The organism is Pedobacter caeni (assembly GCF_900129215.1).
GTDB lineage: Bacteria > Bacteroidota > Bacteroidia > Sphingobacteriales > Sphingobacteriaceae > Pedobacter > Pedobacter caeni.
Window position 1 is genome coordinate 61,667 of the sequence record NZ_FQUQ01000009.1, and the last position, 26,997, is coordinate 88,663.

Annotated in this window: 26 protein-coding genes; 24 read left to right on the top strand and 2 right to left on the bottom strand. The window is 40.3% G+C overall.

All coding sequences use genetic code 11. From position 1 onward, the window contains the following. Positions 1-15 precede the first annotated feature (15 nt). The 7 genes from BUC20_RS32210 to BUC20_RS32240 are packed head-to-tail and all read left to right on the top strand — an operon-like array spanning position 16 to position 10,422. Complete coding sequence (locus BUC20_RS32210) at positions 16-1,527, top strand: RagB/SusD family nutrient uptake outer membrane protein (protein WP_073238594.1); 1,512 nt, start codon at positions 16-18, stop codon at positions 1,525-1,527. Positions 1,528-1,562: 35 nt separating this feature from the next. Continuing rightward, complete coding sequence (locus BUC20_RS32215) at positions 1,563-2,348, top strand: hypothetical protein (RefSeq protein WP_073238879.1); 786 nt, start codon at positions 1,563-1,565, stop codon at positions 2,346-2,348. Positions 2,349-2,383: 35 nt separating this feature from the next. After that, positions 2,384-3,997: a DUF5008 domain-containing protein gene (locus tag BUC20_RS32220; protein ID WP_084529484.1), complete on the top strand. Its 1,614-nt coding sequence runs from the start codon at positions 2,384-2,386 to the stop codon at positions 3,995-3,997. A 28-nt stretch (positions 3,998-4,025) separates the two neighbouring features. Continuing rightward, positions 4,026-5,804, top strand: a complete 1,779-nt coding sequence (locus BUC20_RS32225) for a DUF4983 domain-containing protein (protein WP_073238597.1) — start codon at positions 4,026-4,028, stop codon at positions 5,802-5,804. Positions 5,805-5,811: 7 nt separating this feature from the next. Further along, positions 5,812-7,713 (top strand): M60 family metallopeptidase, encoded by a 1,902-nt coding sequence (locus BUC20_RS32230; protein WP_159441184.1) that lies wholly within the window; start codon positions 5,812-5,814, stop codon positions 7,711-7,713. A 24-nt stretch (positions 7,714-7,737) separates the two neighbouring features. Further along, positions 7,738-9,501 carry an alkaline phosphatase family protein gene (locus BUC20_RS32235; RefSeq protein WP_159441185.1) on the top strand — a complete coding sequence of 588 codons (1,764 nt, stop codon included), beginning with the start codon at positions 7,738-7,740 and terminating at the stop codon, positions 9,499-9,501. Positions 9,502-9,513: 12 nt separating this feature from the next. Beyond that, on the top strand, positions 9,514-10,422 hold the full coding sequence (locus tag BUC20_RS32240; RefSeq protein WP_073238605.1) for a discoidin domain-containing protein: 909 nt from the start codon (positions 9,514-9,516) through the stop codon (positions 10,420-10,422). 197 nt (positions 10,423-10,619) lie between these two features. On the opposite strand, the gene BUC20_RS32245 is transcribed toward BUC20_RS32240, so the two are convergent. Next, positions 10,620-10,967, bottom strand: coding sequence for a hypothetical protein (locus BUC20_RS32245; protein WP_073238607.1), 348 nt, complete (start codon positions 10,965-10,967; stop codon positions 10,620-10,622). 101 nt (positions 10,968-11,068) lie between these two features. Here BUC20_RS32245 and BUC20_RS32250 point away from each other — a divergent pair, with 101 nt between their 5' ends. Beyond that, positions 11,069-11,602: an ExbD/TolR family protein gene (locus tag BUC20_RS32250; protein WP_073238610.1), complete on the top strand. Its 534-nt coding sequence runs from the start codon at positions 11,069-11,071 to the stop codon at positions 11,600-11,602. Positions 11,603-11,694: 92 nt separating this feature from the next. Here the strand turns inward: BUC20_RS32250 and metK are convergent, their stop codons facing one another. Further along, positions 11,695-12,945, bottom strand: a complete 1,251-nt coding sequence (gene metK / locus BUC20_RS32255; protein ID WP_073238613.1) for a methionine adenosyltransferase — start codon at positions 12,943-12,945, stop codon at positions 11,695-11,697. A 231-nt stretch (positions 12,946-13,176) separates the two neighbouring features. On the opposite strand from metK, the gene BUC20_RS32260 reads away from it, so the two are divergent. The 16 genes from BUC20_RS32260 (at position 13,177) to nuoF (ending at position 26,985) form a co-directional block, all read left to right on the top strand. Beyond that, on the top strand, positions 13,177-14,067 hold the full coding sequence (locus tag BUC20_RS32260) for a diacylglycerol/lipid kinase family protein (RefSeq protein WP_073238616.1): 891 nt from the start codon (positions 13,177-13,179) through the stop codon (positions 14,065-14,067). Then, a complete protein-coding gene (locus BUC20_RS32265) occupies positions 14,057-14,410 on the top strand; it encodes a translation initiation factor (protein WP_073238618.1) in 354 nt (117 codons plus the stop codon). Before BUC20_RS32260 ends, BUC20_RS32265 begins: the two co-directional genes overlap by 11 nt. Positions 14,411-14,555: 145 nt before the next feature. Beyond that, on the top strand, positions 14,556-16,160 hold the full coding sequence (pckA, locus tag BUC20_RS32270; protein WP_073238885.1) for a phosphoenolpyruvate carboxykinase (ATP): 1,605 nt from the start codon (positions 14,556-14,558) through the stop codon (positions 16,158-16,160). Positions 16,161-16,441: 281 nt separating this feature from the next. Then, positions 16,442-17,281: a MotA/TolQ/ExbB proton channel family protein gene (locus BUC20_RS32275; protein ID WP_073238621.1), complete on the top strand. Its 840-nt coding sequence runs from the start codon at positions 16,442-16,444 to the stop codon at positions 17,279-17,281. A gap of 87 nt (positions 17,282-17,368) precedes the next feature. Then, entirely contained in the window at positions 17,369-17,983 is a 615-nt protein-coding gene (locus BUC20_RS32280; RefSeq protein ID WP_073238624.1) for an ExbD/TolR family protein, read from the top strand. Between the two features lie 9 nt (positions 17,984-17,992). After that, positions 17,993-18,529: an ExbD/TolR family protein gene (locus BUC20_RS32285; protein ID WP_073238627.1), complete on the top strand. Its 537-nt coding sequence runs from the start codon at positions 17,993-17,995 to the stop codon at positions 18,527-18,529. A gap of 31 nt (positions 18,530-18,560) precedes the next feature. Continuing rightward, positions 18,561-19,382, top strand: coding sequence for an energy transducer TonB (locus BUC20_RS32290; protein ID WP_073238629.1), 822 nt, complete (start codon positions 18,561-18,563; stop codon positions 19,380-19,382). Between the two features lie 8 nt (positions 19,383-19,390). Next, positions 19,391-19,615, top strand: a complete 225-nt coding sequence (locus BUC20_RS32295; RefSeq protein WP_073238632.1) for a hypothetical protein — start codon at positions 19,391-19,393, stop codon at positions 19,613-19,615. Positions 19,616-19,656: 41 nt separating this feature from the next. Next, positions 19,657-20,565, top strand: coding sequence for a PstS family phosphate ABC transporter substrate-binding protein (locus BUC20_RS32300; protein ID WP_073238635.1), 909 nt, complete (start codon positions 19,657-19,659; stop codon positions 20,563-20,565). A gap of 16 nt (positions 20,566-20,581) precedes the next feature. Continuing rightward, entirely contained in the window at positions 20,582-22,297 is a 1,716-nt protein-coding gene (locus tag BUC20_RS32305; RefSeq protein WP_073238638.1) for a tetratricopeptide repeat protein, read from the top strand. 74 nt (positions 22,298-22,371) lie between these two features. After that, the gene (locus BUC20_RS32310) at positions 22,372-22,743 is read left to right on the top strand and encodes an NADH-quinone oxidoreductase subunit A (protein ID WP_073238641.1); all 372 of its coding nucleotides are present in this window, start codon (positions 22,372-22,374) and stop codon (positions 22,741-22,743) included. Positions 22,744-22,851: 108 nt separating this feature from the next. After that, positions 22,852-23,394 carry an NADH-quinone oxidoreductase subunit B gene (locus tag BUC20_RS32315; RefSeq protein ID WP_073238643.1) on the top strand — a complete coding sequence of 181 codons (543 nt, stop codon included), beginning with the start codon at positions 22,852-22,854 and terminating at the stop codon, positions 23,392-23,394. Further along, a complete protein-coding gene (locus BUC20_RS32320) occupies positions 23,394-23,897 on the top strand; it encodes an NADH-quinone oxidoreductase subunit C (RefSeq protein ID WP_073238645.1) in 504 nt (167 codons plus the stop codon). The genes BUC20_RS32315 and BUC20_RS32320 overlap by 1 nt, the downstream gene beginning before the upstream one ends. 4 nt (positions 23,898-23,901) lie before the next feature. After that, the gene (locus tag BUC20_RS32325; RefSeq protein ID WP_073238647.1) at positions 23,902-25,116 is read left to right on the top strand and encodes an NADH-quinone oxidoreductase subunit D; all 1,215 of its coding nucleotides are present in this window, start codon (positions 23,902-23,904) and stop codon (positions 25,114-25,116) included. Beyond that, a complete protein-coding gene (locus tag BUC20_RS32330) occupies positions 25,109-25,621 on the top strand; it encodes an NADH-quinone oxidoreductase subunit NuoE family protein (protein ID WP_073238649.1) in 513 nt (170 codons plus the stop codon). Before BUC20_RS32325 ends, BUC20_RS32330 begins: the two co-directional genes overlap by 8 nt. Further along, a complete protein-coding gene (gene nuoF, locus BUC20_RS32335; protein WP_073238651.1) occupies positions 25,621-26,985 on the top strand; it encodes an NADH-quinone oxidoreductase subunit NuoF in 1,365 nt (454 codons plus the stop codon). The genes BUC20_RS32330 and nuoF overlap by 1 nt, the downstream gene beginning before the upstream one ends. Positions 26,986-26,997: the final 12 nt, after the last annotated feature.

Below are 26,997 nucleotides of genomic sequence, written 5' to 3' on the forward strand. Positions count from 1 at the left end.
TTAAATCGCATTAAGATGAAACGTTTAATATATATAATGACCATTCTTTGTTGCAGTTCAACCTTATTTTCGGGCTGTAAGAAATTTTTAAATGTTGTTCCGGTAGATAACCTTACCGGGAATAATTACTGGCAAAATAAAAAAGATGTAGAAGCTTATACATCGGGAATGTACAGACAGTTCCGGGAGAAAGTTGCCGGACCGGATGCCAGAGCATTTTACCTGACTTTCGACCTGCGTTCCAATGCCATTTCCAGCACAAAAACACACATTAGCCTGTTGGTCAATAATGACATCAAAGGTTTGCAGAAAACCACAGACTGGAACAATACCGGTTCTCAGGGTGAAGGTTACCGGTACTATAACCTCAGCGATTGGAAAGGTTTCTATGATATTATCCAGGCTGCAAATATTTTGTACGTACAGGTAGATAAGATCCCTGATCCCGCTTTTTCTCCTGAAGACAGAAAGCGTTACCGTGCGGAAGCTGTTTTTCTGAGAAACCTTGCTTACTTCTTTATGGTGAGGTTATATGGTGATGTGCCTTATTATACCAAAGCCTATAATACTGATCCATTGCCAAGAACGCCAATGCTGGAAGTGTTGAACAAGTGTATCGCAGATCTGAATGTTATTAAGGAAGATTTACCATGGAATTATGGTGATCCGTCTATTGTAGGCATCAGAGCTACGCGTGGAGGGACATTGGCGCTGTTGATGCACCTGAATATGTGGGTTGCAGGATTTGACCAGGGAAATTCTTCAAAATACTACACTACTGTGAAAACCCTGGGAGCCGAGTTGATGGATAATCAGGGCAATTATGGGTTGCTGCCTCTGGAAAGAACGAAAGAAATTTTTAAAGGGAGGACCAAAGAAGGGCTTTTTGAGGTTCTTCAAAATTCGAACTATGGGGAATTTTTTGATGTTCGCTCTAATCTTGCCAACCTTATGACCTATTATCCTTACCGTGGAAGAGCAACGACGACGACAAGTACTGCCTGGTATGAGACAAAATATATGCAAACATTATTCCCTCAGGGAGCCGCAGATAAAAGGTTAACCATCTGGTTTGATCAACCTTATGTTGGAGGGGCCAAGTTTCAGTTTTTGAAATTCATCAATGTATATGGGGGAGAAGGAGTAGACGTGAGAAATGATGACAACATCATCGTATTCCGTTATTCAGACGCCATCTTATTGGCAGCGGAAGCGTCAGCTGAGCTTGGAGAGGATGGAGAAGCCCAGCGTTTGGTAAATCTGATCAGGGAAAGAGCAGGTGCCTTACCTATTACTACAGTAGGCTCAGATTTGAAAGATGACATTTTTATGGAACGTTGTCGCGAGCTGATTGGGGAGGGCCATTTTTACAATGACCTGGTAAGGACTAAAAGAATCCTGAATGACAAATTCAATACTCACCCTATGTCTGTAGGAGACTTTAATCAACGTGCCTGGACATGGCCGATTTTTGCCGCCGCAATGACCAATAATCCTTATATGCAGTTAACTGACTTTTGGAAATAAGAAAATGGATGATTTCGCTAAATAACAGAAAAGACATGTTTAAAATATTAAAAACCCCCGTATTGCTTTTGTTGCCCATCTTGTTGATGCTGGCGGCCTGTAATAAAGACAAATATTTTTATGACACCGGTGTTCATAAAGCAGAATTCCGGGGATCAATCCTTGATTACCTGAAATCAAAACCCGGCCATTTCGATTCTTTGGTAAGAATCATCAACATTGCCGGAATGAATGAGGTCTATGCAAAAGAAAATCTGACTTTTTTTGCCCCACCAAGTTCTCTGGTTCATAAGTCTGTCCTGAAGTTGAATGACTATTTAAGAGATAATGGAAGGGATACCGTCTCTCAACTAGAGCAGGTTAAACCTGAAGTCTGGCGTGAAATGCTTGCGCTATATACTTTTAAAGGAACATATCGCTTAAAGGATTATCCGCAGATCGATACGACCTCGATCATTGCTTTTCCGGGACAGGGTTACAGAGGATATGGGAATCTGGAGGAGAGTCAGAACAGAACAATGAATATCGGTGTGGTCCATAATGACGCTGCCGGAGTAAAGTATGCCGGATACCGGCAATTGGTTTTGTCTTATATCCCGGATATGTCTAAGCCAAGTACGCGGTTGAATTACGCGCAGGTAGCCAGTTCAGACATTGCACCTACAAACGGTATCATCCATGCATTGAACATTAACTGTGTAGGACAAGTAAAACTAACAAGCGGGGATATTGCAAGTTTTTGGTATCCTCAATATTTTGGATTTGATGCTAATTCATTTGTGCTATTGGCAATTTCAAATGGAATTTCTCCAAAAAAATAAACGGGATTAATTAGAAAGGAATATTAAAAGAAATAATGATGATATCAATTCATAAAAAAAGATTTAGGTTGGTGCCTTTCAGCGTATTCATCCTGTTGGTTTCCTTAACTGTTTTTTCTTGTAAAAAGAGTACTGTTATCGGGGAGGATCCCTATGATGGAGGGAAACAGCCATTGGGAATAAAATTTGCCAACGAGGCTGCGGACCCTGAGGTAGGGATTCAGGGAGAAGAGGCTACTTTTAAAATCAGAGGGCTGAGACCTTTTGAAGGGAAGTTTAAAGTGCTGATTAATGAAACAGAAGCTGAAGTACTGACCTTAACGGATAGTACCGTAAAAGTAAAGATCCCACTTAATGCCAGTACCGGAGGAATCACGGTGATTGCTGAAGGACAAACTTTCTTTGGGCCATCCTTCGGTATAGAAGGAAAGGTAAGTCTGGATGCGTCATTTAAAGTGGTTAGTGGTTCCAATGGAAGTATTCTCGATATGATCCCGGCCAATAATGGTTACCTGATGGTTGGCGGATTTTCTGATTTTGATAGTAAAGCTGCATTAAAGCCGGTGAACGCCATTGCCATGATGAACAGTCAGGGGGAGTTTCAGTCTCTTAATTCCGGAAAAGGAGTTTCGGGAGTACTGTTTTCAGCAAATCAACTTTCAGGAGGTCAGTTCATCGTTGCCGGCCTGTTTAACAGCTATAACAGGAGGTTGGGAATCAGTAGCATTGCCAGGTTGAATAGTGATGGCTCCTTGGATTCAACAAGAGTTCAGCTCATTAACTTAACACCTGAGAAGCCTCAGATGGGATTCGATACTGTTTCTACATTTAACGGGGGCGTTAACGGACTGATCCGCAAAACTTTTGTAAGGGACAATAAGATCACTGTAGTTGGAAATTTCACCAGGTACTATCGTTATTTCTATGAACGTTCGACCCGTGATTCCAAAAGAATTGATATCACGACGATGAACCAGATTGTCCGGATGAAGGAAGACGGTTCGATGGATTCTACTTTTAATTTTAATCCGGCAACAAGACAGGGTTACGAAGGTCTTAATGGTTCTGTGGAAGGTGCTTTTATGCAACAGGATGGTAAAATCGTGATTACCGGAGATTTCACCTCTTTTAATGGTAAACCCGTTAATCGTATTGCAAGAATAAATCTGGATGGTAGCCGTGACGATACATTTAATACCGGCTCCGGGGCAGATAACATCGTTACCTCTGTTACTTACAATGAAACCAAACGTAAAATCATGCTGACCGGTCTGTTTAAGAACTTTAACGGGACTGCTGCCAATGGAGTAGTCATGCTAAATGAAGACGGGAGTACGGACAATTCATTTAAGCTGGGAACCATTTCGGGAGGGATTGTCACTTTTGCTCATCAGCTGAGCAGCGGTAAAATCATTCTTTCCGGAGGTTTTAGCAGGTACAATAATGTAGTCAGACAAGGCTTCATGATCCTGAATCAGAATGGTTCACTGGCACCGGGATATAACAATAGCGGAGCTTTTGAAGGGTATATCTCTAAGGTAATTGAAACCAGTTCTTCTCTGGGAAATCCCGCAGTAATCCTGAGTGGTTTCATCAGCAAGTTTGATAATAAAAGGGTTGGCAATGTCCTTCGTGTGGAAATAAAATAATAGCAGGATCTTATAAATTATAAATGATATGAACGGAATGGAAAAATATACTGTCGGAGGCTGGTGGAAAAGATGGCTCTCTTTTGTGGCGGGGATCGTCATTTTAATGGCAGGTTCTTCTTGTAATAAAGATTTCCCAAATACTTTACAGAAAGAGTTTAAAAATGATACACTTGGTGTTACTCCAAAAAAAGCGAAAGTATTGTACCTGATTTTAGATGGGGTAAGGGGAAAGGCATTGAAAGCACTTGAAGCGCCAAATCTGACGCAGATTTATAAAAAATCAATTTATGCATTTGACGGGCTTTCAGATTATGATGGAACAGGAATAACGAATGCGGGTGCCTGGGCAAATATGCTTACCGGAGTTACCCGGTCTAAACATGGGGTGGTTACCGAAGATTTCGCAGGAAATAAATTCAATCAATATCCAACTTTATTTTCCAGAATCAAGCAAGAGAGTAAGGGGAAAACAAGAACGGTAGCGATTAGTGCTTCGACTACCTTTTCGGTTAATCTGGCCGCAGACGCAACAGAAATTAAAACACTGGAAGGAAATGACCTGGGCGTCAAAGACGGTGTGATTAATGAATTGAAAAATCCGGATGCGACAGTTGTTGTGGGACAGTTTCATTCTGCAGAGGCAGCTGGTCAGCAGTCGGGGTATAGCGATATGACTCCTTCTTATGCCAATGCGATATTCAAGCTGGACACTTATGTAGGAGAGATTGTGAATGCGCTTTCCCAAAGAAAAACCTTTGCTGATGAGAATTGGCTGGTTGTTATCGCTTCTAATAAAGGTGGCATGATGCCTCCTGAACCTGGCAGTACAGATAAAACAATCTATGCAGATGCCAGCCGCAATAGTTTTGTGGTGTTTTATAACCCAAGGTATACCACGAGTTTTATCCCAAAGCCAGATTCGGATAAAATCCCTTTTACCGGGATCGGGCCGCGTTTGGCAGGAAGTGATGCCGCTGCGGGGAATGCCACAATGGGTAATGATGGCGGACTGTATAATATCGGAGCAAACGGAGACTATACCTTCGAGCTGAAAGTTAAAATAAACAGTGGTGCAAGTAACTACCCTACTATTGTTGGTAAAAGACAGAGTTTTACCAGCGGTGTTGTGGGCTGGGTGTTTTTTCTGGAGGGAGATGTGTGGCAGCTTAATCTTGGACGTGTAGGCGGAGGAAATACGCAAAGGAATGGTGGAAAGATCAGAGATGGATTATGGCATACACTAACTGCGAAATTCTATAAAGACGGATCCAGTCGCAGGGCTAAGATTTTTACGGATGGCGTATTGCAGGGAGCTCCTTTAGACATCACTGCGTTTGGAAATCAGGATTCTCCTGCGCCATTAACCCTTGGATATACTGCGGGTTCCGGTGGCACTATTGATGTACTGTATAGTGATGTACAGATGTACAATGTGGCCATTCCAGATGAAGTGATTACTGCATACGCCCGGAAAACAACCGTGGAGCCTAGTCACCCTTATTATAACAACCTGATTGGTTACTGGCCTTTAAATGAAGGTACAGGAACGCTGATGAAGAATAAAGCCCCATTAGGACAAGGTAAAGACTTTAGCATGAAAGGAAATGCAGTCTGGTCCAATTTTAATGATTTTAGCCCGTTTATAGACGCACCAATCTCTAATGCTTTCTTCCAGATTGTTCCAAATGGTGTAGATATTCCTTATCAGATTTATCAATGGATGGGTATTCCTACTCCGGCAAGCCTTGGTTTGGAAGGAAAACTATGGAAAACAACTTTTAACGATGTTAAACTTCCTTATTAACTTTAATATGAAAAGCTATAATTTATTGTTCAAAATCAGCTGTTTTGCTTTTTTACTGAGCTTTGTCTCCTGTAAAAAGTATGGCTATAATTTTGAAGATGGCACAAATAAGCCAAATGACAATCCGCCAACAGAAATCAAGATTGATACTGCTATGTCCAGAATTGACCGTAGTTTGTATTCCCGGGCAAGAATTTTTCCTGGAATGGCAGAAGCGCAGGAAGTTCGGTTAAAAGATGCAAAGCTGACGATGAACTTCAACTTCACTTTGGTGTCCGCGACGGATTTACGCATGTCTATTGTTCCTTTGCCACAGTTTAGCACTGGTTTTTGGGCACCTGCGGGAGAGCTGATTAAAATAGTGGTTCCTGAAGGAGCCTTGGGACTGAACGTTCAGGTAGGGGCACACACAGATGATTTGTCCTCTAAATCACCTTTAAAAAGAGATCCTTTAATCACGACCAAGAAGCAATTGTTTCCGGGAGTGAACTATGTCCGGAACCTTTATGGGGGAACGGTTTATATTAATGCGTCTGTAGCAATTGCCCAGCCAGTTGAATTGAGTTTTACCGGGGTTATTAAAGCTCCTGACTTTGTTTTAGGAGAAACCACAGATGCTCAGTTTATGGGGATGGTGAAGGCCTCTTCAGTTCCATGGCTGGAGTTGCGTGGTAAACATGTGATCTTTACTTTGCCAAGAGAGTCATTTCTACGCTTTCCGCTGCTGAACCCTACTGCATTAATGACAGAGTGGGATGTGGTTATGGAGAAAGATTATAACGAATGGATGGGTTTATCTGACAATAGTCCGAAGATGAAACACAGGAGTCCCCAGATGCCTTGGCGGGTGGTTCTTGACATTCAGCCTTCTTTAGGTTATGCACACTCTAATTATCCTGTAGTTGCGCAGCTTGATGACAACTGGTTTACGGAGTTTACCACCCTTGCGGAATTAAAAAACGGAGGTAACTGGGGTTATTATCATGAGATTGGACACAATTGCCAGCAAAATGCAATGTGGAGCTGGGGAGGTTTAGGAGAAACGACCAATAACCTGTTTGTATTCAAAGGCGCCAGGAGAAACGGAACTGTTGCAAAACATGATGCTTTAAAAACACAGTTTCCTCTTGCTTTAGCCTGGGCTGCGGTAAGCTCTACCCCTGATGCAGCAAAGAATTTTAATACCAATGCCGATCCTTTTTTCAAAATTCTACCTTTTGTTCAGGTATTTGAGAAGTTGGGGTATGGTGCAATGACCCGCCTGTATACCGAGGCAAGGGATGCAGAACGTTATTCTGTGAATGATCAGGACCGTCAGGATTTTGTGTATGAACAGTTTTCTGCGTTTGCTCAAAAAGACCTGCAGACTTTTTTCGATGCTTATAACATCAAAATCAGTATCCAGTCGAGAACGAAGATGGCTACGTTGTATCCCGAATTAACAACGCAGATCTGGACTTATAATCCTCTGACCCAGACCGGAGGAACAGCGGCTATTGTTCCAACTTATACCGCGAGTTCTACCCAAAGTAATGAAGGTTCTATAGCGGCGATGTTTGATGGAAATAACACAACTTACTGGCATTCTCAATATAGTCCTGCACCGGCTGCAGCACAACTGAAGCCATATACAGTGACTATTGATACCAAAAAACAGACGGCAGCAAAAGGGATGTACTTTTTTCCGAGAAATTCTACGGCTCAAAGGCCAAAAACAACAGATGTGTTTGTGAGCCAGGATAACATTACCTACACACTGGTGGGTACAACAGTGATTGCAAACGCTTTTGAAAGACATAATTTCAATTTTCCGGAGGCTCAGAAAGCACGGTTCTATCGCTTTGTGATTAAAGACATGTGGTCTACAGGAGCGAATGTCGCCATGTCAGAAGTAGGTTTTATTAATTAAGTGTTCATGATTGAAAATAAGATAATGAGGAGATATAAAAATACAAACAAGGTACTGGCTTTCTGTGGGATGGTGTTGCTTCTTGGTACCACTATCAGTGCCTGTAAGAAATATGCGAATCCGGCACCTTATTTTGAAGAATATGGTGAGGTGGTGGTAAAGCCGTCGAGGAGGGTTCTGATTGTTAGCATTGATGGGGCAGTTGGGGCAGAGGTTAAAAAAGTCAATCCCGTTACAATCGCTGCAATGCTTAAAACCAGTAAATATAGTTTTAGTGCAGTTAGCGAGGCGAAAACTAATGCCAGCGCAACATGGGTAAGTATGATGACGGGAGTTTCTATGTCCAAGCATGGTATAATAGACGATAGTTACAAGCCGGCTCCGGGACCGGATGAACATGCTGCGCCTAAATATTATCCAAGTTTTTTATCTAGAATTCTTGATATAAAACCGGAGTTTAAAACGGTTACCCTTACTTCTGATGCCGCATTAAATAAATACTTTATAGAGGCAGACCATAGGATTCTCAGTTCAAACGATGCGGCAACAAAAGACTCCACATTAAAGGTTTTGCAAGCCGAAGATCCCAGTGTTGTAATTGCAAATTTTAAAGAAGTGGAAATGGCAGGAACAGGATTTGGTTTTTCTGCTGATGTGCCGGAATATAAAGCTGCGATTGTAAAAACAGACGGATATCTCGGTGAGATCATGGAGTCTTTAAAAAAGCGTAAAAATTTCGGAAAAGAAGACTGGTTGGTTATTGTGACGTCCAATCACGGTGGTATAGGTAAATCATTTGGAGGAAACTCTTCAGTTGAGCGTAATATTTTTAGCATTTATTATAATCCTGCTTTCAAACCCTTTGAAATGAATGTTAAGCCATTTTACTCGGTGAGACTGTACGGAAAAGGAGATGATCCTGCTATTGTTGCTGCAGGTGGTGTGGTAAGGGCCACTGCGGATGACCCTGCTGGGATCTACAATCCGGGAAGTGGCTCAATGACAATCGAAGCTAAAGTATTGTTTAATAAAAATGCGAGTGGAAATTATTCTTATAACGTTCCTCCTTTCTTAAGTAAAACAAATGACCGTACCGGCAGTATTGCTGGTTGGTCCTTTTTTAGAAATAATAACGGGGTTACTTTTTATGTTGCAAATGGGGCCGCTAATCAACAAATAACTGCGCCGACAGTAGGTACAGATGGGAAATGGCATACCATTACAGGGACCATAGCCCGTGTTGGAGCTGATTATAAAGTCAATTTTTTCGTAGATGGAAGTAAAGCAGTGGCAGAAGGCATCATTAGCAATGCAGGTACCAACCTCGTGACCTCACCTTCGCCGGTGGTTATGGGGTACCAACCTAGTGTATTCTCAGGTGGTTATGTTGATATGCATATGGCTGATGTAAAAATATGGAACAAAGTTTTATCAGATGATGCCATAAAAAACAATGTAGCGGTTGCTGATGTCCCTGTTACAGATCCTAATTATAGTAATCTGATTGGCTATTGGCCTGCAAATGAAGGAGGGGGCAATATCTTTTTGAATAAGGCAACCGTGGCGAATGCGGCAAATTTCAAGGTCTCAGGTAATTATAACTGGGCGCTTTTAGGGGCGGCTGTGCCAGCAAGTTATGCCAACATAGATCCAAATGCGGTACTTTTTCAGAATATTGATGTTGCTTCGCAATTGCTGTATTGGTTAAAAATCCCAATAAAACCAGATTGGGGACTGGATGCAACGACCTGGTTGTCCAAATTTGAGATCGAATTCTTAAAACCATAAATAGGGGCAAAAATGATTCTTATAAACAATAACTTAAATACCATGAAAGGAAAATGCCTTTATTTATTTGTGATTTGTATTGCTATGGCGATGGTGTCATGCAAGAAAGATAAGGTTGCACCGATTGTTGAGGTGGAACCTCCTGCGCCTGTGGTGGTAGAAGACAGCAATTATGAGGCCGTTGCAAATACTTTTTCTGTTTCTGCAGTATTGGGAGGAGCAAAGTTTGATTGGCAGAACCCGGCAAAAAAGCCTGTTGCCATTAAGATTAAGTACGTGGAAGATGGCTTGTCAAAAGAAAAGCTAGTTGCGGAGAGCATTGATGCGATTGGAACGTTAACAATTCCAATCGGTGGCAGAACCTCTTTTTCTGTTTTTGTTTCTAATGTAGGCGGGAAATCCATTGCCAACAGACCAATGGCAATCTTCCCTGAGTTGTTGCCCGAAGTTAAGTTGGTAAAGACCGGATGGACTGCTTCTGCTTCCAGTGAGATTAACGATGCTGATAACGAATTTAACGGTGCTGAAAACATCGTAGATGATGTAAAAGCACCCAGTTTGTCTGCCGGAGCCGGTACACCCTCTTTTTGGCAAACAAACTATAATGCTGAGCCGATGCTGATTTACCCACACTGGCTGATTGTTGATATGAAAAAGGCTGAAAAGATCACTAAAATTGGATTGAATGCGCATATTGATGCGAATCAGGGTTTTACAGCTTTCAGGCTGGAAGGTAGTACTGATGGGGTTGACTTTAATGATATTGGTGGTGGTGGACAAAAGGTTTTTAGCCCGGGAACAAAGCAAGAACAGCTGTTTGGTGTAACCAGTCCTGTTGCCATCCGTTATGTTAAGATCACCCTGTTGGCTGGGTCACCTTACCCTTGTCTGGGGAATTTCGAGGCTTATGCAAGAAAATAGTCAAACCATATTTAGGAGGGCTTTTTTATATAGATTTTCTAATTAAAACTTAGACGTATGGAGTTACATGAATGGGTAATTGTAGTTTTAGCAGTTATAGACGGGGTGCTTGTTCTGGGGCTAAGCTTTATGGATAAAAAAATTTAACAGCAAAAAGGCCAATCACTGATTGGCCTTTTTGCTGTTCATAATGAGGGTTAGGTGAAGAGTTCCTGAAGATCCCTGTCTGCGGTAGGGATTTTTTTCAGGAAGTCGTCGAATCCAGCTCCTTCCTGAGAGCTGTACATGCCATAGGCATCTAAAATATATCCGATCTGTCCATCTTTATCTTCTAATATATATAGAATGGAATTGTCTCCCGGATCGGAAGCCCCTTCAAAGCGGTATGTTTTTATGACGGTTAAATCTTCAGGGTTATAAATCTTATTGAGACCAACACCTTGCATTTTACCATGATCTGTCATCTTAATTTCGTTGTCCAGGCCTTTAAGCCTTAACTTTTCTAAAATCTGGCTAAGCGTATTCATTTCTACCGGCTGTTCCATAATGTTTGATGTTTTATACTTAATTAAACAATGAGAAGTAAAAAAGGTTTTTTGTTTATGTAATCGGGACAGATTTGTCATCATGGTTAAAACGTAAAACTATGGCAACCTTAAGCATTCCTCAAAATGGCCAGGCCATGAAAGGAAAATCCAGAACCCGTAAACCAGTTCCTTCAGTAGACCTGACTGCAATGGTAGATTTAGCCTTCCTTTTAATCACCTTTTTTATGCTCACTACGTCATTGTCTAAGTCTCAGGCGATGGAGATTGCCAAACCGGTAATTGATGTGCCCAGTCAGCCTTATCCGGCCTCACGTACCGTTACCTTACTTTTGGGGAAAGCGAATCATATTGTTTGGTATAGAGGGGAACCAGGGAAGGCCGAGCCGCAGAAAACGACTTTTGCCACAATTCATGAAGTTCTGAGCGCAAATAAGTTGGCCATTGCCAAGCAACATGGTAACGATCCTTCGAAATTTATGGTGGTGATCATTAAACCGACTGAAAAATCTACCTATAAAAATTTTGTAGATGCTTTGGACGAAATGAAGATTTCGGATGTTAAATCTTACCTGATCGACGATGGACATTTATTGAAAGAGGATGCGGATTTATTGACCGGATTGGGTTTGTAAGCCCGGAAGATGTTGGAAAGGTTTTAAAACAAAAATGGCTGAATGCACACCTTAATGATGTTTATTCAGCCATTTTGCAATTTTAGTTTTGCTTATAGCGCAAATGCAGCTTTTACTTTATCTACGAAATCAAGTTTTTCCCAGGTAAATAGTTCTACAGTTACTACTTTTTCTTCTCCATTTGGTGTTCTGAAAGTTTTAGTAACGGTCTCAGGTTTACGCCCCATATGACCATAGGCAGCAGTTTCGCTGTAGATCGGGTTTCTTAACTTCAGGCGTTGTTCAATGAAATAAGGACGCATATCAAATAAGCCTTCTACGATTTTCGCGATCTCGCCATCTGTTTTGTTTACTTTAGACGTTCCGTAAGTGTTGATGTAAATTCCCATTGGTTTAGCTACACCGATCGCATAACTCACCTGAACAAGGATTTCTTCTGCAACACCGGCAGCTACCAGATTTTTAGCGATGTGACGTGTGGCATAAGCCGCGCTTCTATCTACTTTACTTGGGTCTTTACCAGAAAACGCGCCACCACCATGTGCACCTTTACCACCATAAGTATCCACGATGATTTTACGGCCGGTTAAGCCGGTATCACCATGTGGGCCACCGATCACAAATTTACCGGTTGGGTTGATGTGGTATTCAATGGCATCATTAAACAAATGTGCATATTGAGGATATTTAGCAATAATTCTTGGAATCAGGATCGCTACAAGGTCTGTCTTGATTTTTGCCAGCATGGTTGATTCTTCATCAAAATCATCATGTTGAGTAGAAATTACAATGGCATCAATGCGGACAGGCTTGTTGTTGTCGTCATATTCTAAGGTTACCTGAGATTTTGCATCAGGGCGTAAATAAGTGATTTCGTTATTTTCGCGTCTTAAAGCAGCAAGTTCCTGTAAAAGCTTATGAGAAAGGTCAAGGGCTAAAGGCATGTAATCTTCGGTTTCGTTGGTTGCATAACCAAACATCATTCCCTGATCACCTGCACCTTGTTCTTCTTTGCTGCTTCTGTCTACACCTTGATTGATGTCCTGAGATTGTTCATGTATTGCAGAAAGAATTCCGCAAGAGTTGGCCTCAAACATGTACTCACTTTTAGTATAGCCAATTTTTTTGATTACATCACGCGCAATCTGTTGCACATCAAGATAAGTTTTGGACTTTACTTCACCAGCTAAAATCACCTGGCCGGTAGTAACTAGTGTTTCACATGCAACCTTTGACTCAGCGTCAAAAGCAAGGAAATTATCAATTAATGCGTCTGAGATTTGATCTGCGATCTTATCTGGGTGACCTTCGGAAACAGATTCTGATGTAAATAAGTATGACATCTTAAATAATTAATTTTTTAATAAACAATTATATAAAATGGCCTCTGATCCTGCAATACAGGTCGTAAAATGAAGTGAATAATAGGTTAGCACTTTTTTTTACGTGGTTGCAATCCCGCTATTTTTGATGATAGCATCGCAAATCAGTCCACTTTAATGCTGCAAAATTACTATATATATTCAAATAGTCAAAAAATATCAATTATTTTGTACCGTATTTAAACCAGCGTTTTGTCAAAATCGAATATTTTATTTATTATCAATCCCATCTCAGGAGGAAAAGATAAACTGAAGATCCCGGCACTGATCGATGCAAATTTGGACCGTACCAAATTTAATGCGAACTATAGCTTCACGGAGTATATTGGTCATGCCTCAGAAATTGCGGAGGAAGCAGCGAATAAAAATTTCGACATTATCGTTGCCGTTGGAGGAGATGGAACGATTAATGAAATCGGAACAAAGGTGATGCAGCAAAATAAGATTCTCGGGATTCTTCCATTTGGTTCCGGAAATGGGTTATCGAGGTTTCTGAAGATTCCTATGAACACGACCCAGGCCATTAAAGTGATCAATGATTGTAAAGTAAGGGTAGTTGATACGGCAAAATTTAATGATAAGTGTTTCTTTAATATGGCAGGAATGGGATTTGATGCACACATCAGTTCTGTTTTTGCAGGGAATAAATCAAGGGGGCTTTCCGGTTACCTGAAGCTTGGATTTAAAGAAATGCTCAATTATAAGCCACAGACCTATCACATCACTATAGATGGGACAGAATATATCCGGAAAGCATTTGTAGTGAGTGTGGCCAATTCTTCTCAGTATGGAAATAACGCACATATCGCGCCCAATGCTTCTATTACTGATGGCTTACTCGATGTCTGTATCATTAAAGAGTTCCCGATATACAAAATTCCGGTATTGGCTTATCATATGCTGAATGCTTCGACAGATCAATCTAATATGGTCGAGATCATTCAGGGAAAAGATATCCGGATTAAAAGAATGTCTAATGATGCCATACATATTGATGGGGAGCCTTTTTTTATGGGTAAGGAAATAGATGTTTCTATTGTCCCGTTATCATTAAATATCATTACACCTGATTATGAAAGCTAAAAAGAAAATATTGAATGATTTTGGAGGGATTATGTTTTCTACAGACCCTTCTTTTGTATATGAATCAGAGACTGAAGAGGTAGCCGTACCTCTTCCTAATCAACAGCAGGACCTGAGGGTAATGCTGGATAGGAAGAACCGTGCTGGAAAAGGAGTAACGCTGGTGACCGGTTTTATTGGCAGTACGGAGGAATTAGAATCCCTTGCCAAGCTGTTAAAGTCTAAATGCGGAGTAGGTGGAGCTGCAAAAGATGGTGAGATTCTGATTCAGGGTGACTTTAGGGACAAGGTTTTACTTCTTCTTCAGAAAGAAGGTTATAAAGTCAAAAAATCCGGAGGTTAATAAAATGCCTGGATTATTTTGTAACTAACTGGTTTTTAGCTTGTTTTCTGTTAGTGTACGGGGAACAATAAGTAAAATTTTTCCTGCAAAAGCACTGCTTTTCCCTTTTTATCTGTATAACTTTGCCTCACTAACTTATTTATTTATGAGCAAAGCACTTACGCTTAAGCCGGATTTAAGCTATTTGAATCTAAATTCAGATCAATCCTTATACCAGCTTGATGTAGCACAATTGGTTGAAGAAGCCTTAAAGAATGGAGAAGGAACACTTGCCGACACCGGAGCATTGGCAATTGATACAGGTAAATTTACCGGTCGTTCTCCAAAAGACAGATTTATTGTTTGTGATGAACTGACTGAAGATTCCGTTTGGTGGGGAGATATAAATATTAAATTTAGCCCGGAGAATTTCGACGCCCTTCTGGAAAAGGTAACGACACACCTTAATCAAAAGAAATATTATGTAAGGGATGCTTATGCATGTGCGGATGAGAGTTATAAAACTACAATCAGAGTAGTCACAGAGACTGCTTACCAGAATTTATTTGCGAATAACCTGTTTTTAAGGTTTGGAAAAGAGGAAGTTGGAGAAACACCGGAATGGACCATCATTGCTGCACCAACATTTTTTGCTGATCCGGCTATTGATGGTACCCGTCAGGGAAATTTCTCCTTATTGAATTTTTCTAAGAAAATGATCCTTATCGGAGGATCAGGTTATACCGGGGAGATTAAAAAAGGAATCTTTTCTGTGCTTAATTTCATCTTGCCTGAGCAAAGGAATACCTTATCTATGCATTGTTCCGCAAATGTGGGAGAAGCTGGTGATACCGCAATCTTTTTTGGATTGTCAGGAACGGGGAAAACAACGCTTTCTGCTGATCCTGAAAGAGGGCTGATCGGAGATGATGAGCATGGTTGGGGAAAAGAAACGATTTTCAACTTTGAGGGTGGTTGCTATGCCAAGTGTGTAGACCTTACCGAAGAGAAGGAGCCTCAGATCTTTAGAGCGATCAAATTCGGATCGTTACTGGAGAATACCAATTATTTTCCGGGAACGCGGGAAGTAGATTTCACAAATATTGATAAAACAGAAAATACAAGGGTAGCCTATCCGATCAATTATATTGAGAATGCAGTGGCACCATCTATTGCCGGTGTTCCTAAAAATATATTTTTTCTGACTGCAGATGCTTTTGGGGTGTTGCCTCCGATTTCGAAATTGACCCCTGGTCAGGCGATGTTCCATTTTATTTCGGGATATACGGCGAAGGTTGCGGGAACGGAAGCTGGTGTAACTGAGCCACAAGTGACTTTCTCTGCCTGTTTTGGAAAGGCATTCCTGCCTTTACACCCGACAAAATATGCCTCGCTTCTTGGCGAAAAGATGCGTGCACACAATGTCAACGTATGGTTGGTGAACACTGGATGGAGTGGTGGTGCTTACGGCGTTGGAAAGCGGATGAAACTGGCTTATACAAGAGCGATGATTACCGCTGCCTTAAAAGGTGAATTGGAAAAAGAAAGCTTCAATGCGGATCCTGTCTTTGGTTTACATATTCCGGATGCATGTCCGGGTGTCCCATCAGAAATATTACATCCTAAAAATACCTGGGAAGACAAGAAAAAATACGACCAAAAAGCGAATGAACTTTCGCTGGCATTTGTGAACAATTTTAAACAGTTTGAGGCTTACGCGAGTGAAGAAATGCTTGCTTCATTCCCTAAAGTTGTCGAAAACGCGCCTTAAAGCATTTTTTTTGCTCAAAAATTTGCATTTCAATTTTTTTTTAGTTTTAATTGTGAAAGATTGTCTCCGCACCGAGACAATCTTTTTTAATATACGCCGATACGGACAGGGGGGAGAAGTCTCAAAGGGAAGGAACTAACGATTATTTAATTTGGAATTAAAATCAAAGTTATAAATTTGTTCTTACAACAATTGTTTGTAATGATCGTTGTGTGTATTACAGAATATTAATCTAAATTTAAAAAAAACACAAGTACTAAAAACTAAAAAACTAAAAAAAAATGGCAAACGCACCAAAACCAACAACAGTTAAAAAAGAAAGCTCATCTGCTTCAAATTTATTCGCTACGTTAACAATTCCTATTTGTATCATTATCGGGATACTAGTCTTCAAATTTATCCTGGGTGATAGAAATAACTTTATTGATGGTGCAGATCCGGATTTGCATGACACTATGCCAAAAGTAGGTAACTATATGGGTATGGCTTACAAAGGTGGTGTAATCGTACCGGTACTAATGGGTATGTTCTTAATGGTTATCGTGTTCTCTATTGAGCGTATGATCGTTATTAGTAAAGCAACAGGTAAAGGTAGTTTAGATGCTTTTGTTAAAAAAATCCAAGGACTTTTAAACTCAAATAACATCGAAGGTGCTATGGCTGAGTGTGATAAACAACAAGGTTCTGTAGCTAACGTAATCAAATCTGGTTTGAAAAAATACAGAGAAATGGAAGTTGAGCCGAACATGGATACAGATCAGAAATGTTTAGCTATCCAGAAAGATATCGAAGAAGCAACTACATTAGAAATGCCAATGTTAGAGCAAAACTTAACCGTTATTGCAACATTAGTATCAGTAGGTACATTAACAGGTCTATTAGGAACAGTAACAGGTATGATCAAGGCCTTCGGTGGTTTGGCTAACTCTGGTGCTCCGGATCAGGCTGCATTAGCAACTGGTATCTCTGAGGCTTTGATTAACACAGCAACTGGTATTGGTACTTCTACTTTCGCAATTATCATGTACAACATCTTGACTTCAAAAATTGATAAATTAACTTATGCAATTGATGAAGCAGGTTTCAGCATCATCCAAACTTACGCTTCTACGCATAAATAAAAAATAATGTATTTTTTTTTACCGGCTTTTATGGAAAACCGGAAGAATTAACATCATTAGTTAAATACATCAATAATTTTTAAAATTATGCCAAGAGCAAAGGTTCAAAGAAAGAGTACTTCGATAGATATGACCGCCATGTGCGACGTATCTTTCCTATTGCTTACTTTCTTTATTTTAACAGCAACAGCACGCCAGCCTGATCCTTTGGATGTCATTATCCCTTCATCGACTTATAAACTTAAAGTTCCTGATTTGGACATGGGTATATTGTCGATAGGTAAAGGCAAAGTGTTTTATGAGATCGTAGGGAAAGACATTAAGATGTCAACCCTGGATAAAATGGGTGAGAAATACAGCATTAAATTCACTCCTGAAGAGAGAGAGCGTTTTGGTGTTATTGGTGCTTTCGGTGTGCCTGTTCAGAGTTTAAAGCAATTTATAATGATGAGCAGCGATGAGAGGACTAAATCTAAAATGGATACTGGTATCCCAGCTGATTCAACAAACAATCAATTGGCGGAATGGATTTTACAATCCCGTACCGCTGTTGCAGAATTACATTCGACTTCAATGCGTGTGAGCATCAAAGGTGATGGACAGGAAGAGTATCCTACCGTTAAGAAAATCGTGGATATTCTGCAGAAACAAAAAATCAACAAGTTTAGTTTAATCACATCTGCCGAAGGCGATGCTAAATAGATAAATATTATGGCAGAATTAGATACCTCCGGCGGGGGGAAAAAAGGCAAAAAAGTAAGGAGTAAGAAAGCGAATACCAAAGTCGATCTAACGGCGATGGTGGATTTGGCCTTCTTATTGATTACCTTCTTTATGTTGACCACTTCCCTGTCGAAACCAATTGCAATGGATATTGCAAAGCCAGATAAAGACGATAAGTCTCAGGAGAAAAACGAATTACGTGCTTCTGAAACGATGACCATCTTATTGGGTAAAAACAACAAAGTAGCTTGGTATATGGGAGAGGCTGGGAAGTCAACTCCTAATGTGGAAGGTTTCAGCGATATCAGAAAATCAATATTAGATAATAAAAAGAAAGTTTCGGAAACCACTGGCGGAAGACAGATCATCATGGTGATCAAGCCTACCTCAGGAGCTACCTACAAGAACTTCGTTGATATTATGGATGAATTAGCGATCACTAAGATCACTACTGCTCCAGCTATCGATGATGAGAACATTACTGATGCTGAAAAAGATTTCATGAAAGGTGCTGGAATTTTATAATAAGAGAATTAATAATATTAAATAGTAAGCTATGTTAGGTTCTAAAATAGATTTATTGAAACGGGAATGGCTTGATGTAGTATTTGCAAACAAGAACAAAAGCTATGGAGCATATGAGCTTCGCAGCACAAGTGGCGCAAATACCACAAAGGCTTTACTGATTGCCTCTACAATCTTTGTAGTCGCATTTGTATCCCCTAAAATTTTTAGCTTGATCAAAGGCAGTCTTCCCGAAGACAAAGAGATTAAGCAAGTAGAGGTAGTGGTTGCACCACCGCCACCGGTGAATCCGGATACCCCTCCACCGCCACCGGTAGAGCCTCCGCCACCGAAACAGGATCAGGTGAAATTCCCTCCTCCGATTGTTAAACCGGATAATGAGGTAGTTGATAAGGAACCTGTTCAGATCGAAGATTTGAAAAAGGCAGATCCAGGTCAGAAAACTATCGCCGGAGATCCGGATGCTGATATTGTTATTGCCGGTCCGGTTGGAGATGGCCCTAAACAAGCAGCAGTGGTAGAAGATACTAAGGTTTATGACTTTGTAAGTATTGAAAAACAACCAGATTTCCCTGGAGGTATGGATAAATTCTACGCTTACCTGAAAAAAACAGTTAGATATCCTGCAATGGCTCAGGAGAATAACATTCAAGGTAAAGTATTCTTGTCTTTCGTAGTTGAGAAAAACGGAGAATTAACCGATATCAAAGTAGAAAGAAAACTTGGTGGTGGTACTGATGAGGAAGCAATCAGGGTATTGAAAATCAGTCCGCGTTGGACTCCTGGTATCCAGAACGGAAAACCTGTACGTGTGAAGTACAATATTCCAATCAGCTTTACCTTATCACAATAGAATAAAGAATGTTTAACTTGAAAACATTTAAACAGAAATCGCCTCAACAGCGATTTCTGTTCATTTTAGGGCTAGTGATGTTCAGCTTTTACCTGGTCCTTGGGTTACTGTTGATCTTCTGGAAGGACATTCCTTTTGAAATTGAAAAAACCTACCGGATCTTATTTGGTCTACTCTTAATTGCCTATGCTGCAATTAGATTTACCCGCCTGATCAATCCCAAAGAGGATTAATATATACAATAGGGTTATCACCATTAAATAGTTGAAATCAAATGAAACATCTAAGTCTGATATTATTGTTATTTGTGTTTGTGTCGTGTAAACGTAAAGCAAGCAAGGAAAATACTGTAGAGCAAACACGTACCTCTGGGAGCGTGAAAATTCTGGTAGATGAGTCCTTTTCACAGGTCTTAGCAGATCAGATCGCTGTATTTAAGACAGACTATCCTAATTCAACATTTAACCTTGTAGAAGGGAATGAAAACAAAATTGTTCCTACCTTTCTGAATGATAGCACAAGAGTGATTATATTGTCCCGAATGTTGAGACCAGATGAGGATAAAATGTACAGGAATAGAAGTATTGTACCTAAGACTTCCAGATTTGCAATCGATGGCATCGCTTTAGTCACGAATGCCGCTAACATTGATAGCAATATCACTGTACAGGAAGTTATTGACATTTTAAAAGGAACATCAACGACTGGGAAGCAATTGGTGTTTGACAATGCTTATTCCAGTACTTTACGATATTTTAAAGATCTGGCAGGGATTAAAGAGCTTCCTAAAAAAGGAGTTTATACGCTGGAGAACAATAATGATGTTATAAAATACGTTGCTGATAAGAAAGATTTTATTGGTGTAGTTGGTGTTAACTGGTTGATATCTAGTAAAAAAGGAATGACCGAGGCTGTTGCTAAAGTAAAAGTAATGGGCCTGAAAAATTTACCGGGAAAAAAAGGGGATGGCGCTTTTTATAAGCCTGATCAGAAGAATCTGATTACTGGGATTTACCCTTTTTTAAGAAATATTTATATCATCAATGCAGAAGGCCGTGAGGGTTTAGGCACAGGTTTTGCAAACTGGTTAGTAAGCCAGAGGGGGCAACTGATTGTACTCAAATCAGGACTGGGCCCACATAAGATGATGCCGAGAGAATTTAATTTTAAGAATACAAACTAAATTTTATATTTGAACCATGAAAATGACAAAGAAAGCAATAACCTTAGGTTTAGGTTTAGTAGTGATGGGTTCTGCCTCTTTTGCTCAAAGCTTAAATGATGCAAAAAAGGCGATAGATGCCGAACAGTACCAGAAAGCGACTACCATGCTTAAAGCATTGGTGAAATCACAAGCTAGTAAAGGAGAAAATTACTTTAATTTAGGTGATGTTTATCTAAGAATGGATTATGTGGATTCTGCAAGAGCAGTATTTACACAAGGCGTTACTGCTGATCCAAAAAACTCTTTAAACTATATTGGTTTAGGAGAAGCTGATTTGTTTTCAAACAATCCAACTTCAGCAAGCACTAATTTTGCAAAAGCAGTAGAGGTATCTTCTAAAAAAGATTATATCCCTCAATTGTATATCGGTAAAGCATACATAGCAACTGATAAACCGGATTTTACTGCTGCTCTGCCTTATCTTCAAAAAGCAGACGAACTTGATAAAGATGATAAAGACGCAGAGGTTTTTGTAGCGTTAGGTGATTATTATGCCTTACAAAAGAAAAATTCTGATGCTTTAGTGAATTATATGAGAGCTTTGAGCATGAACACAAATCTTTTAAGAGCTAAAGTTCAGATTGGAAGAATGTATACTGAATCAAGAGCATTCCCTGAAGCTGAAGACCAATTAAAAGAAGTGATCACTGCAGATGCAAACTATGGTCCTGCATACAGAGAAATTGCTGAGTTATATATGCAATGGGCAAACCAGGTTGCTGCTGAACAAGCAACTAAATCTGCTTTAGCATTAACAAACTATAAAAAATATCTAGATCTGACTGATCTGTCTTACGAATCAAAACTTCGTTATGCGATGTTCTTGTTCTATGCTAAGGATTTCCAGACTCTAGAGCAGGTAACCAGTGAATTGGCGACCATGAACCCTAATGATTCTAAAAATTTAGTGGTATCAAGACTACGCGGATATTCAGCTTATGAAAACAAGAACTATCCAAAAAGTTTAGAATACATGAATGATTTCTTTGCGAAAGTAAAAGATACAGCACGTATTATAGGTTCAGATTACCTTTACTTAGGTAAGGCACAACTTCAATCAGGAAATGATAGTTTAGCAGTAATTAACATCACTAAGGCTGTAGAGAAAGATTCAACAAATGTTGATGCACTTGCTGAGGTAGCTAAGTCTTACTTTGATGCTAAAAAATATGCTAAAGCAGCAGCGACTTACGCTAAAGTAATCAAAGCAGGTCCTAATGCAAAAGGAGTATTATACAGCTATTATTATAATGCGGTAGCAAATTATTTTGATTACGCGATTGCGAATGGTTCCAAATTAAATCCTTCAAAGGAAATCTTGAAAAATGCTGATGCTTCAATTGCAAAAGTTATAGAACTTGCTCCTGAGACAACAGAAGCCTATTTATACAGAAGCAGAATCAATAAGTTATTAGATGATGAAAACAATCCAAAAGGATTAATGGTTCCTCATTATGAGCTATTCATTAAAAAAGTAACGGTTGATAAACCTGAATTGGCTACTGCTAATGCAAAAAAATTAGCTGAAGCGTATGATGAGCTTGGTAGTTTCTATGCGCTGACTGATAAAGCTAAAGCACTGGATTATTTAAATAAAAGTATTGCTGCAAACCCTGCAGGTACTTTCGCTCCGGCTAAAATCAAAGAATTGACTGCACCGGCAGTTAAGACTCCGGTAAAGAAAAAGTAATAATTTCGAATAAAAGAAAAAGGCAGGGTTGTTATCCTGCCTTTTTCTTTTAATTTTGTCCCAAATTTAATATCATGGAAACCCAAAGTGTACCTGTAGATTTTTTACCTATTGTATTTCAAGTTATTGTTGCTTTAGGATTTGTTGTTGTGACTTTAATCGCGACACATTTTTTAGGTCCTAAAAGGAAAACTGCAGATAAATTGTCAACGTTTGAAGCGGGGATTAAAGTAGTTGGAAATGCACGTCAGCCCTTCTCTATTAAGTACTTCTTAGTAGCCATCCTGTTTGTTCTGTTTGATATTGAGGTCATCTTCATGTATCCATGGGCAGTTAACTTCAGGGAGCTTGGAATGACCGGTATGATTGAAATGTTTATCTTCATGGGCACCCTGCTACTCGGTTTTATCTACATTTTGAAAAAGAAAGCTTTAGACTGGAATTAACCTATTTAGATTGTTTCTAAATGATGTTAGTTTAGGTCATTTGCTTCCAAAATATTGTAAATTTGTGGTTCATTCTCTGTAAGGATGAACCTTTTTTCGTTTTGTATCATGAGTGACATCAATATAGTAGACGCGCCTCCAGGCATAGAAGGATCTGGTTTTTTTGCCACCTCTTTAGACAAAGTAATTGGTTTGGCACGTTCCCATTCATTATGGCCTCTGCCATTCGCTACTTCTTGTTGCGGTATCGAGTTTATGGCTACCATGGGTTCTCACTATGACTTCGGCCGTTTTGGTTCTGAACGTTTAAGTTTTTCTCCCCGTCAGGCGGATTTATTGATGGTGATGGGAACCATCGCTAAAAAAATGAGCCCTGTATTAAAGCAAGTGTACTTACAAATGGCAGAACCCCGCTGGGTGATTGCTGTAGGTGCCTGTGCATCAAGCGGAGGAATCTTCGATACCTACTCTGTACTTCAGGGAATTGACGAGATCATTCCTGTAGACGTTTACGTTCCAGGTTGTCCGCCAAGACCAGAAGCAATCCTAGATGGCTTTGGTAAGATCCAGGAGCTGGTTAGAAACGAGTCTTCCAGAAGAAGGGATTCAGATCAATACAAAGAAATGTTGGCTTCATACGGAATACTATAATGGCAGAAGTTACAAACAATGAAATCGTTCAGGCGCTGACAGAAAAGTTCGGCGGACAAATCATCGGGGTGAACGAGCCATATGGCTTGCTTACTTTTGAAACCACCAAAGATGTGATCATCGAGGTGTTGAGATTTCTGAAAGAAAATACCACCACTAATTTTAATTTCCTGACTGATATCACTGCGGTACATTATCCGGAGAAAAAACATGGCATTGCAGTGGTTTACCATTTGCACAGCATGGTACAGAAAATCAGGATCAGGGTAAAGGTGTTCATAGATGAGCATCATCCAACCATTCCTACTGCTACCGTTCTTTGGAATTCAGCAAACTGGATGGAAAGAGAGACATATGACTTCTTCGGGGTAAAATTTGAAGGTCATCCGGATCTGAGAAGAATATTGAACATGGACGAACTTGGTGTTCATCCGATGCTGAAGCAATATCCTTTGGAAGATCCAAACAGAGTAGATAAAAAAGACGAATACTTTGGTAGATAAGAACATGAATCACAATCAACCGGTATATACAGATAACGATCCTCAGAATGAGTTGGTAACCCTGAATTTAGGTCCTACTCACCCTGCAACCCATGGTGTTTTTCAAAATGTAATTCAATTAGACGGAGAGCGTATAGTAAGTGGTGTTTCTACCATTGGTTATATCCACCGTGCTTTTGAAAAAATTGCAGAACACCGTCCATTCTATCAGATCACCCCATTGACCGACAGGTTGAACTATTGCTCTTCGCCGATCAATAACATGGGATGGCACATGACCGTAGAAAAATTATTAAATATCCAGATGCCTAAAAGGGTAGATTACCTGAGGGTAATCATCATGGAGCTTTCACGTATCGCAGATCATATCATCTGTAATACGATCATTGCACAGGATACGGGAGCAACCACCACTTTCCTTTATTTGTTTCAGTTCAGAGAGCATATCTATGAGATATTTGAAGAAATCTGTGGTGCACGTTTAACGACAAACATTGGCAGGATTGGTGGTTTTGAAAGAGATTTCAATGACATCGCCTTTGCGAAAATCAATAAATTTTTAAAAGAGTTCCCGGTTGCATTAAAAGAATTTGAGAGTCTTTTAAACCGCAACAGAATTTTTATAGACCGTACTTCCGGTGTTGCTTGCGTAACTGCTGAGCAAGGTTTGGATTACGGATGGACAGGTCCTTTATTACGCTCTACAGGTGTAGATTATGATGTTCGTGTAAGTGAACCTTATGCTTCTTACCAGGATTTCGATTTTGAGATTCCTGTAGGTACAACTGGCGATATTTACGATCGCTATCGGGTACGTAATGAGGAAATGTGGCAAAGTCTTCGCCTGATTGAACAGGGAATGGAAAAACTGAAGAGCGAGCCTGCGGGGATTTTCCATGCAGATGTTCCTGAGTTTTATTTGCCGGCAAAAGAAGAAGTTTACAACAATATGGAAGCATTGATCTATCACTTTAAAATTGTGATGGGAGAAATCGATGCCCCTAAAGCTGAAGTTTACCATGCTGTTGAAGGTGGTAACGGAGAACTGGGTTTCTATCTGATTAATGATGGTGGAAGAACACCTTACCGTTTACACTTCAGAAGACCAAGCTTTATTAATTATCAAATGTTTGCGCCCATGAGTAAAGGTATGCTGTTGTCAGATGCCATTATTAACATGAGTAGTATGAATATTATTGCAGGAGAATTAGATGCTTAAAGTAGAAGAACAACAACCTGTGCAGTTCTCAGCAGCTTTAATTGAAAAGGCTGAAGAGATCGTTAAGAGATACCCGGAAGGAAAGCAAAAGTCTGCTTTATTGCCAATATTGCATGAAGTACAGGCAGAGCTGGGCTGGTTAAGCCCGAATGCCATGGATAAAATTGCGGAGTTTCTGAGTATCGAACCCATTGAAGTATATGAAGTAGCCTCGTTCTACAGCATGTACTTTTTAAAACCTCAGGGGAAATATGTTCTGGAAGTTTGCAGAACAGGGCCTTGCTGTTTAGTGGGTGCGGAAAAGCTGATGGATCACCTGGAAAAAAGCCTTGGTGTGAAAGAAAACGAAGTGACTTCCGATGGCTTATTCAGCTGGAGAGGTGTTGAGTGTTTAGCGGCATGTGGCTATGGCCCGGTTTTACAGATAGGTCCTGAATATACCTTCTATGAGAACCTTAATGAACAAAAGGTAGACGATTTGATACAAGACTTACGCAAAAAATAATGGCCCGTAAACTATTATTAGAACATATAAACGTACCGGACATTCATACATTTGATGTCTATCGCCAGAAAGGCGGGTACCGCGCTGTGGAAAAGGCTTTGAAAACTTTAACCCCTGATGAAGTGGTGGAAGAAGTGAAAAAGTCCGGATTACGCGGTCGTGGAGGTGCAGGATTTCCTACGGGAATGAAATGGAGCTTTTTGGCGAAACCGGAAGGTGTAGCCCGTTATCTGGTATGTAATGCCGATGAGTCGGAGCCGGGAACGTTCAAAGACCGTTATCTGATGACCCATATCCCTCATGCACTGATCGAAGGAATGATCGTATCCAGTTTTGCTTTGGGTGCACATACTTCTTATATCTATGTACGTGGAGAAATGATGCCTCAGATCCGTATTCTGGAAAAAGCAATTGCTGAAGCTAAGAATGCCGGATTTTTAGGTAAAAATATTTTGGGAACAGGTTACGACCTGGAACTATACGTTCAGCCGGGTGGTGGTGCTTATATCTGTGGTGAAGAAACCGCTTTATTAGAGTCGCTGGAAGGTAAACGTGGTAATCCGAGGATTAAACCTCCATTTCCTGCTATTGCAGGATTGTATGGCTGCCCAACGGTGGTTAACAATGTGGAATCTATTGCTGCTACTGTTCCGATCATTAATGACGGGGGAGATGAGTATGCAAAAATCGGAATCGGCCGTAGTACAGGAACTAAACTGATCTCCGCTTCGGGGAACCTGGTAAGACCAGGAGTTTATGAGATTGAACTGGGGCTGCCTGTTGAAGAGTTTATCTATTCTGATGAATGGTGTGGTGGTATTGCCAATGGCAAAAGATTGAAGGCAACAGTTGCCGGCGGGTCTTCTGTTCCGGTACTTCCTGCGAATCTTACTTTAAAGCTTGCTAACGGTGATCCCCGTCTGATGAGTTATGAGTCTTTATCTGAAGGTGGTTTTGCTACCGGAACGATGATGGGTTCGGGAGGTTTTATCGCTTTTGATGAAGATCAGTGTATCGTTAGAAATACCTGGAACTTCTCCCGTTTTTATCACCATGAAAGCTGTGGCCAATGTTCTCCTTGTCGAGAGGGAACAGGGTGGATGGAGAAAGTGCTCCACCGCCTGGAATATGGTCATGGAAAAATGAGCGATATTGACTTATTGGTAGACGTTTCCAAAAAGATTGAAGGAAATACCATTTGTCCTTTAGGTGATGCAGCAGCATGGCCGGTTGCAAGTGCCATCAGACATTTCAGAGATGAGTTCGAATGGCATGTTAAAGAACCGGTGAAAAGCCTGAATACAAATTATGGATTGGCAAATTATGCTGAGCCAATAGCTAAAGCAGTGAGTACAGAAAATTAACGATCAAACTGA

Excerpts from the sequence above, each read along its gene's own strand:
- BUC20_RS32210 (WP_073238594.1), top strand. The coding sequence starts at position 16 with ATGAAACGTTTAATATATATAATGACCATTCTTTGTTGCAGTTCAACC.
- BUC20_RS32215 (WP_073238879.1), top strand. The coding sequence starts at position 1,563 with ATGTTTAAAATATTAAAAACCCCCGTATTGCTTTTGTTGCCCATCTTG.
- BUC20_RS32220 (WP_084529484.1), top strand. The coding sequence starts at position 2,384 with ATGATGATATCAATTCATAAAAAAAGATTTAGGTTGGTGCCTTTCAGC.
- BUC20_RS32225 (WP_073238597.1), top strand. The coding sequence starts at position 4,026 with ATGAACGGAATGGAAAAATATACTGTCGGAGGCTGGTGGAAAAGATGG.
- BUC20_RS32230 (WP_159441184.1), top strand. The coding sequence starts at position 5,812 with ATGAAAAGCTATAATTTATTGTTCAAAATCAGCTGTTTTGCTTTTTTA.
- BUC20_RS32235 (WP_159441185.1), top strand. The coding sequence starts at position 7,738 with ATGAGGAGATATAAAAATACAAACAAGGTACTGGCTTTCTGTGGGATG.
- BUC20_RS32240 (WP_073238605.1), top strand. The coding sequence starts at position 9,514 with ATGATTCTTATAAACAATAACTTAAATACCATGAAAGGAAAATGCCTT.
- BUC20_RS32245 (WP_073238607.1), bottom strand. The coding sequence starts at position 10,967 with ATGGAACAGCCGGTAGAAATGAATACGCTTAGCCAGATTTTAGAAAAG.
- BUC20_RS32250 (WP_073238610.1), top strand. The coding sequence starts at position 11,069 with ATGGCAACCTTAAGCATTCCTCAAAATGGCCAGGCCATGAAAGGAAAA.
- metK (WP_073238613.1), bottom strand. The coding sequence starts at position 12,945 with ATGTCATACTTATTTACATCAGAATCTGTTTCCGAAGGTCACCCAGAT.
- BUC20_RS32265 (WP_073238618.1), top strand. The coding sequence starts at position 14,057 with ATGAAAGCTAAAAAGAAAATATTGAATGATTTTGGAGGGATTATGTTT.
- pckA (WP_073238885.1), top strand. The coding sequence starts at position 14,556 with ATGAGCAAAGCACTTACGCTTAAGCCGGATTTAAGCTATTTGAATCTA.
- BUC20_RS32275 (WP_073238621.1), top strand. The coding sequence starts at position 16,442 with ATGGCAAACGCACCAAAACCAACAACAGTTAAAAAAGAAAGCTCATCT.
- BUC20_RS32280 (WP_073238624.1), top strand. The coding sequence starts at position 17,369 with ATGCCAAGAGCAAAGGTTCAAAGAAAGAGTACTTCGATAGATATGACC.
- BUC20_RS32285 (WP_073238627.1), top strand. The coding sequence starts at position 17,993 with ATGGCAGAATTAGATACCTCCGGCGGGGGGAAAAAAGGCAAAAAAGTA.
- BUC20_RS32290 (WP_073238629.1), top strand. The coding sequence starts at position 18,561 with ATGTTAGGTTCTAAAATAGATTTATTGAAACGGGAATGGCTTGATGTA.
- BUC20_RS32295 (WP_073238632.1), top strand. The coding sequence starts at position 19,391 with ATGTTTAACTTGAAAACATTTAAACAGAAATCGCCTCAACAGCGATTT.
- BUC20_RS32300 (WP_073238635.1), top strand. The coding sequence starts at position 19,657 with ATGAAACATCTAAGTCTGATATTATTGTTATTTGTGTTTGTGTCGTGT.
- BUC20_RS32305 (WP_073238638.1), top strand. The coding sequence starts at position 20,582 with ATGAAAATGACAAAGAAAGCAATAACCTTAGGTTTAGGTTTAGTAGTG.
- BUC20_RS32310 (WP_073238641.1), top strand. The coding sequence starts at position 22,372 with ATGGAAACCCAAAGTGTACCTGTAGATTTTTTACCTATTGTATTTCAA.
- BUC20_RS32315 (WP_073238643.1), top strand. The coding sequence starts at position 22,852 with ATGAGTGACATCAATATAGTAGACGCGCCTCCAGGCATAGAAGGATCT.
- BUC20_RS32320 (WP_073238645.1), top strand. The coding sequence starts at position 23,394 with ATGGCAGAAGTTACAAACAATGAAATCGTTCAGGCGCTGACAGAAAAG.
- BUC20_RS32325 (WP_073238647.1), top strand. The coding sequence starts at position 23,902 with ATGAATCACAATCAACCGGTATATACAGATAACGATCCTCAGAATGAG.
- BUC20_RS32330 (WP_073238649.1), top strand. The coding sequence starts at position 25,109 with ATGCTTAAAGTAGAAGAACAACAACCTGTGCAGTTCTCAGCAGCTTTA.
- nuoF (WP_073238651.1), top strand. The coding sequence starts at position 25,621 with ATGGCCCGTAAACTATTATTAGAACATATAAACGTACCGGACATTCAT.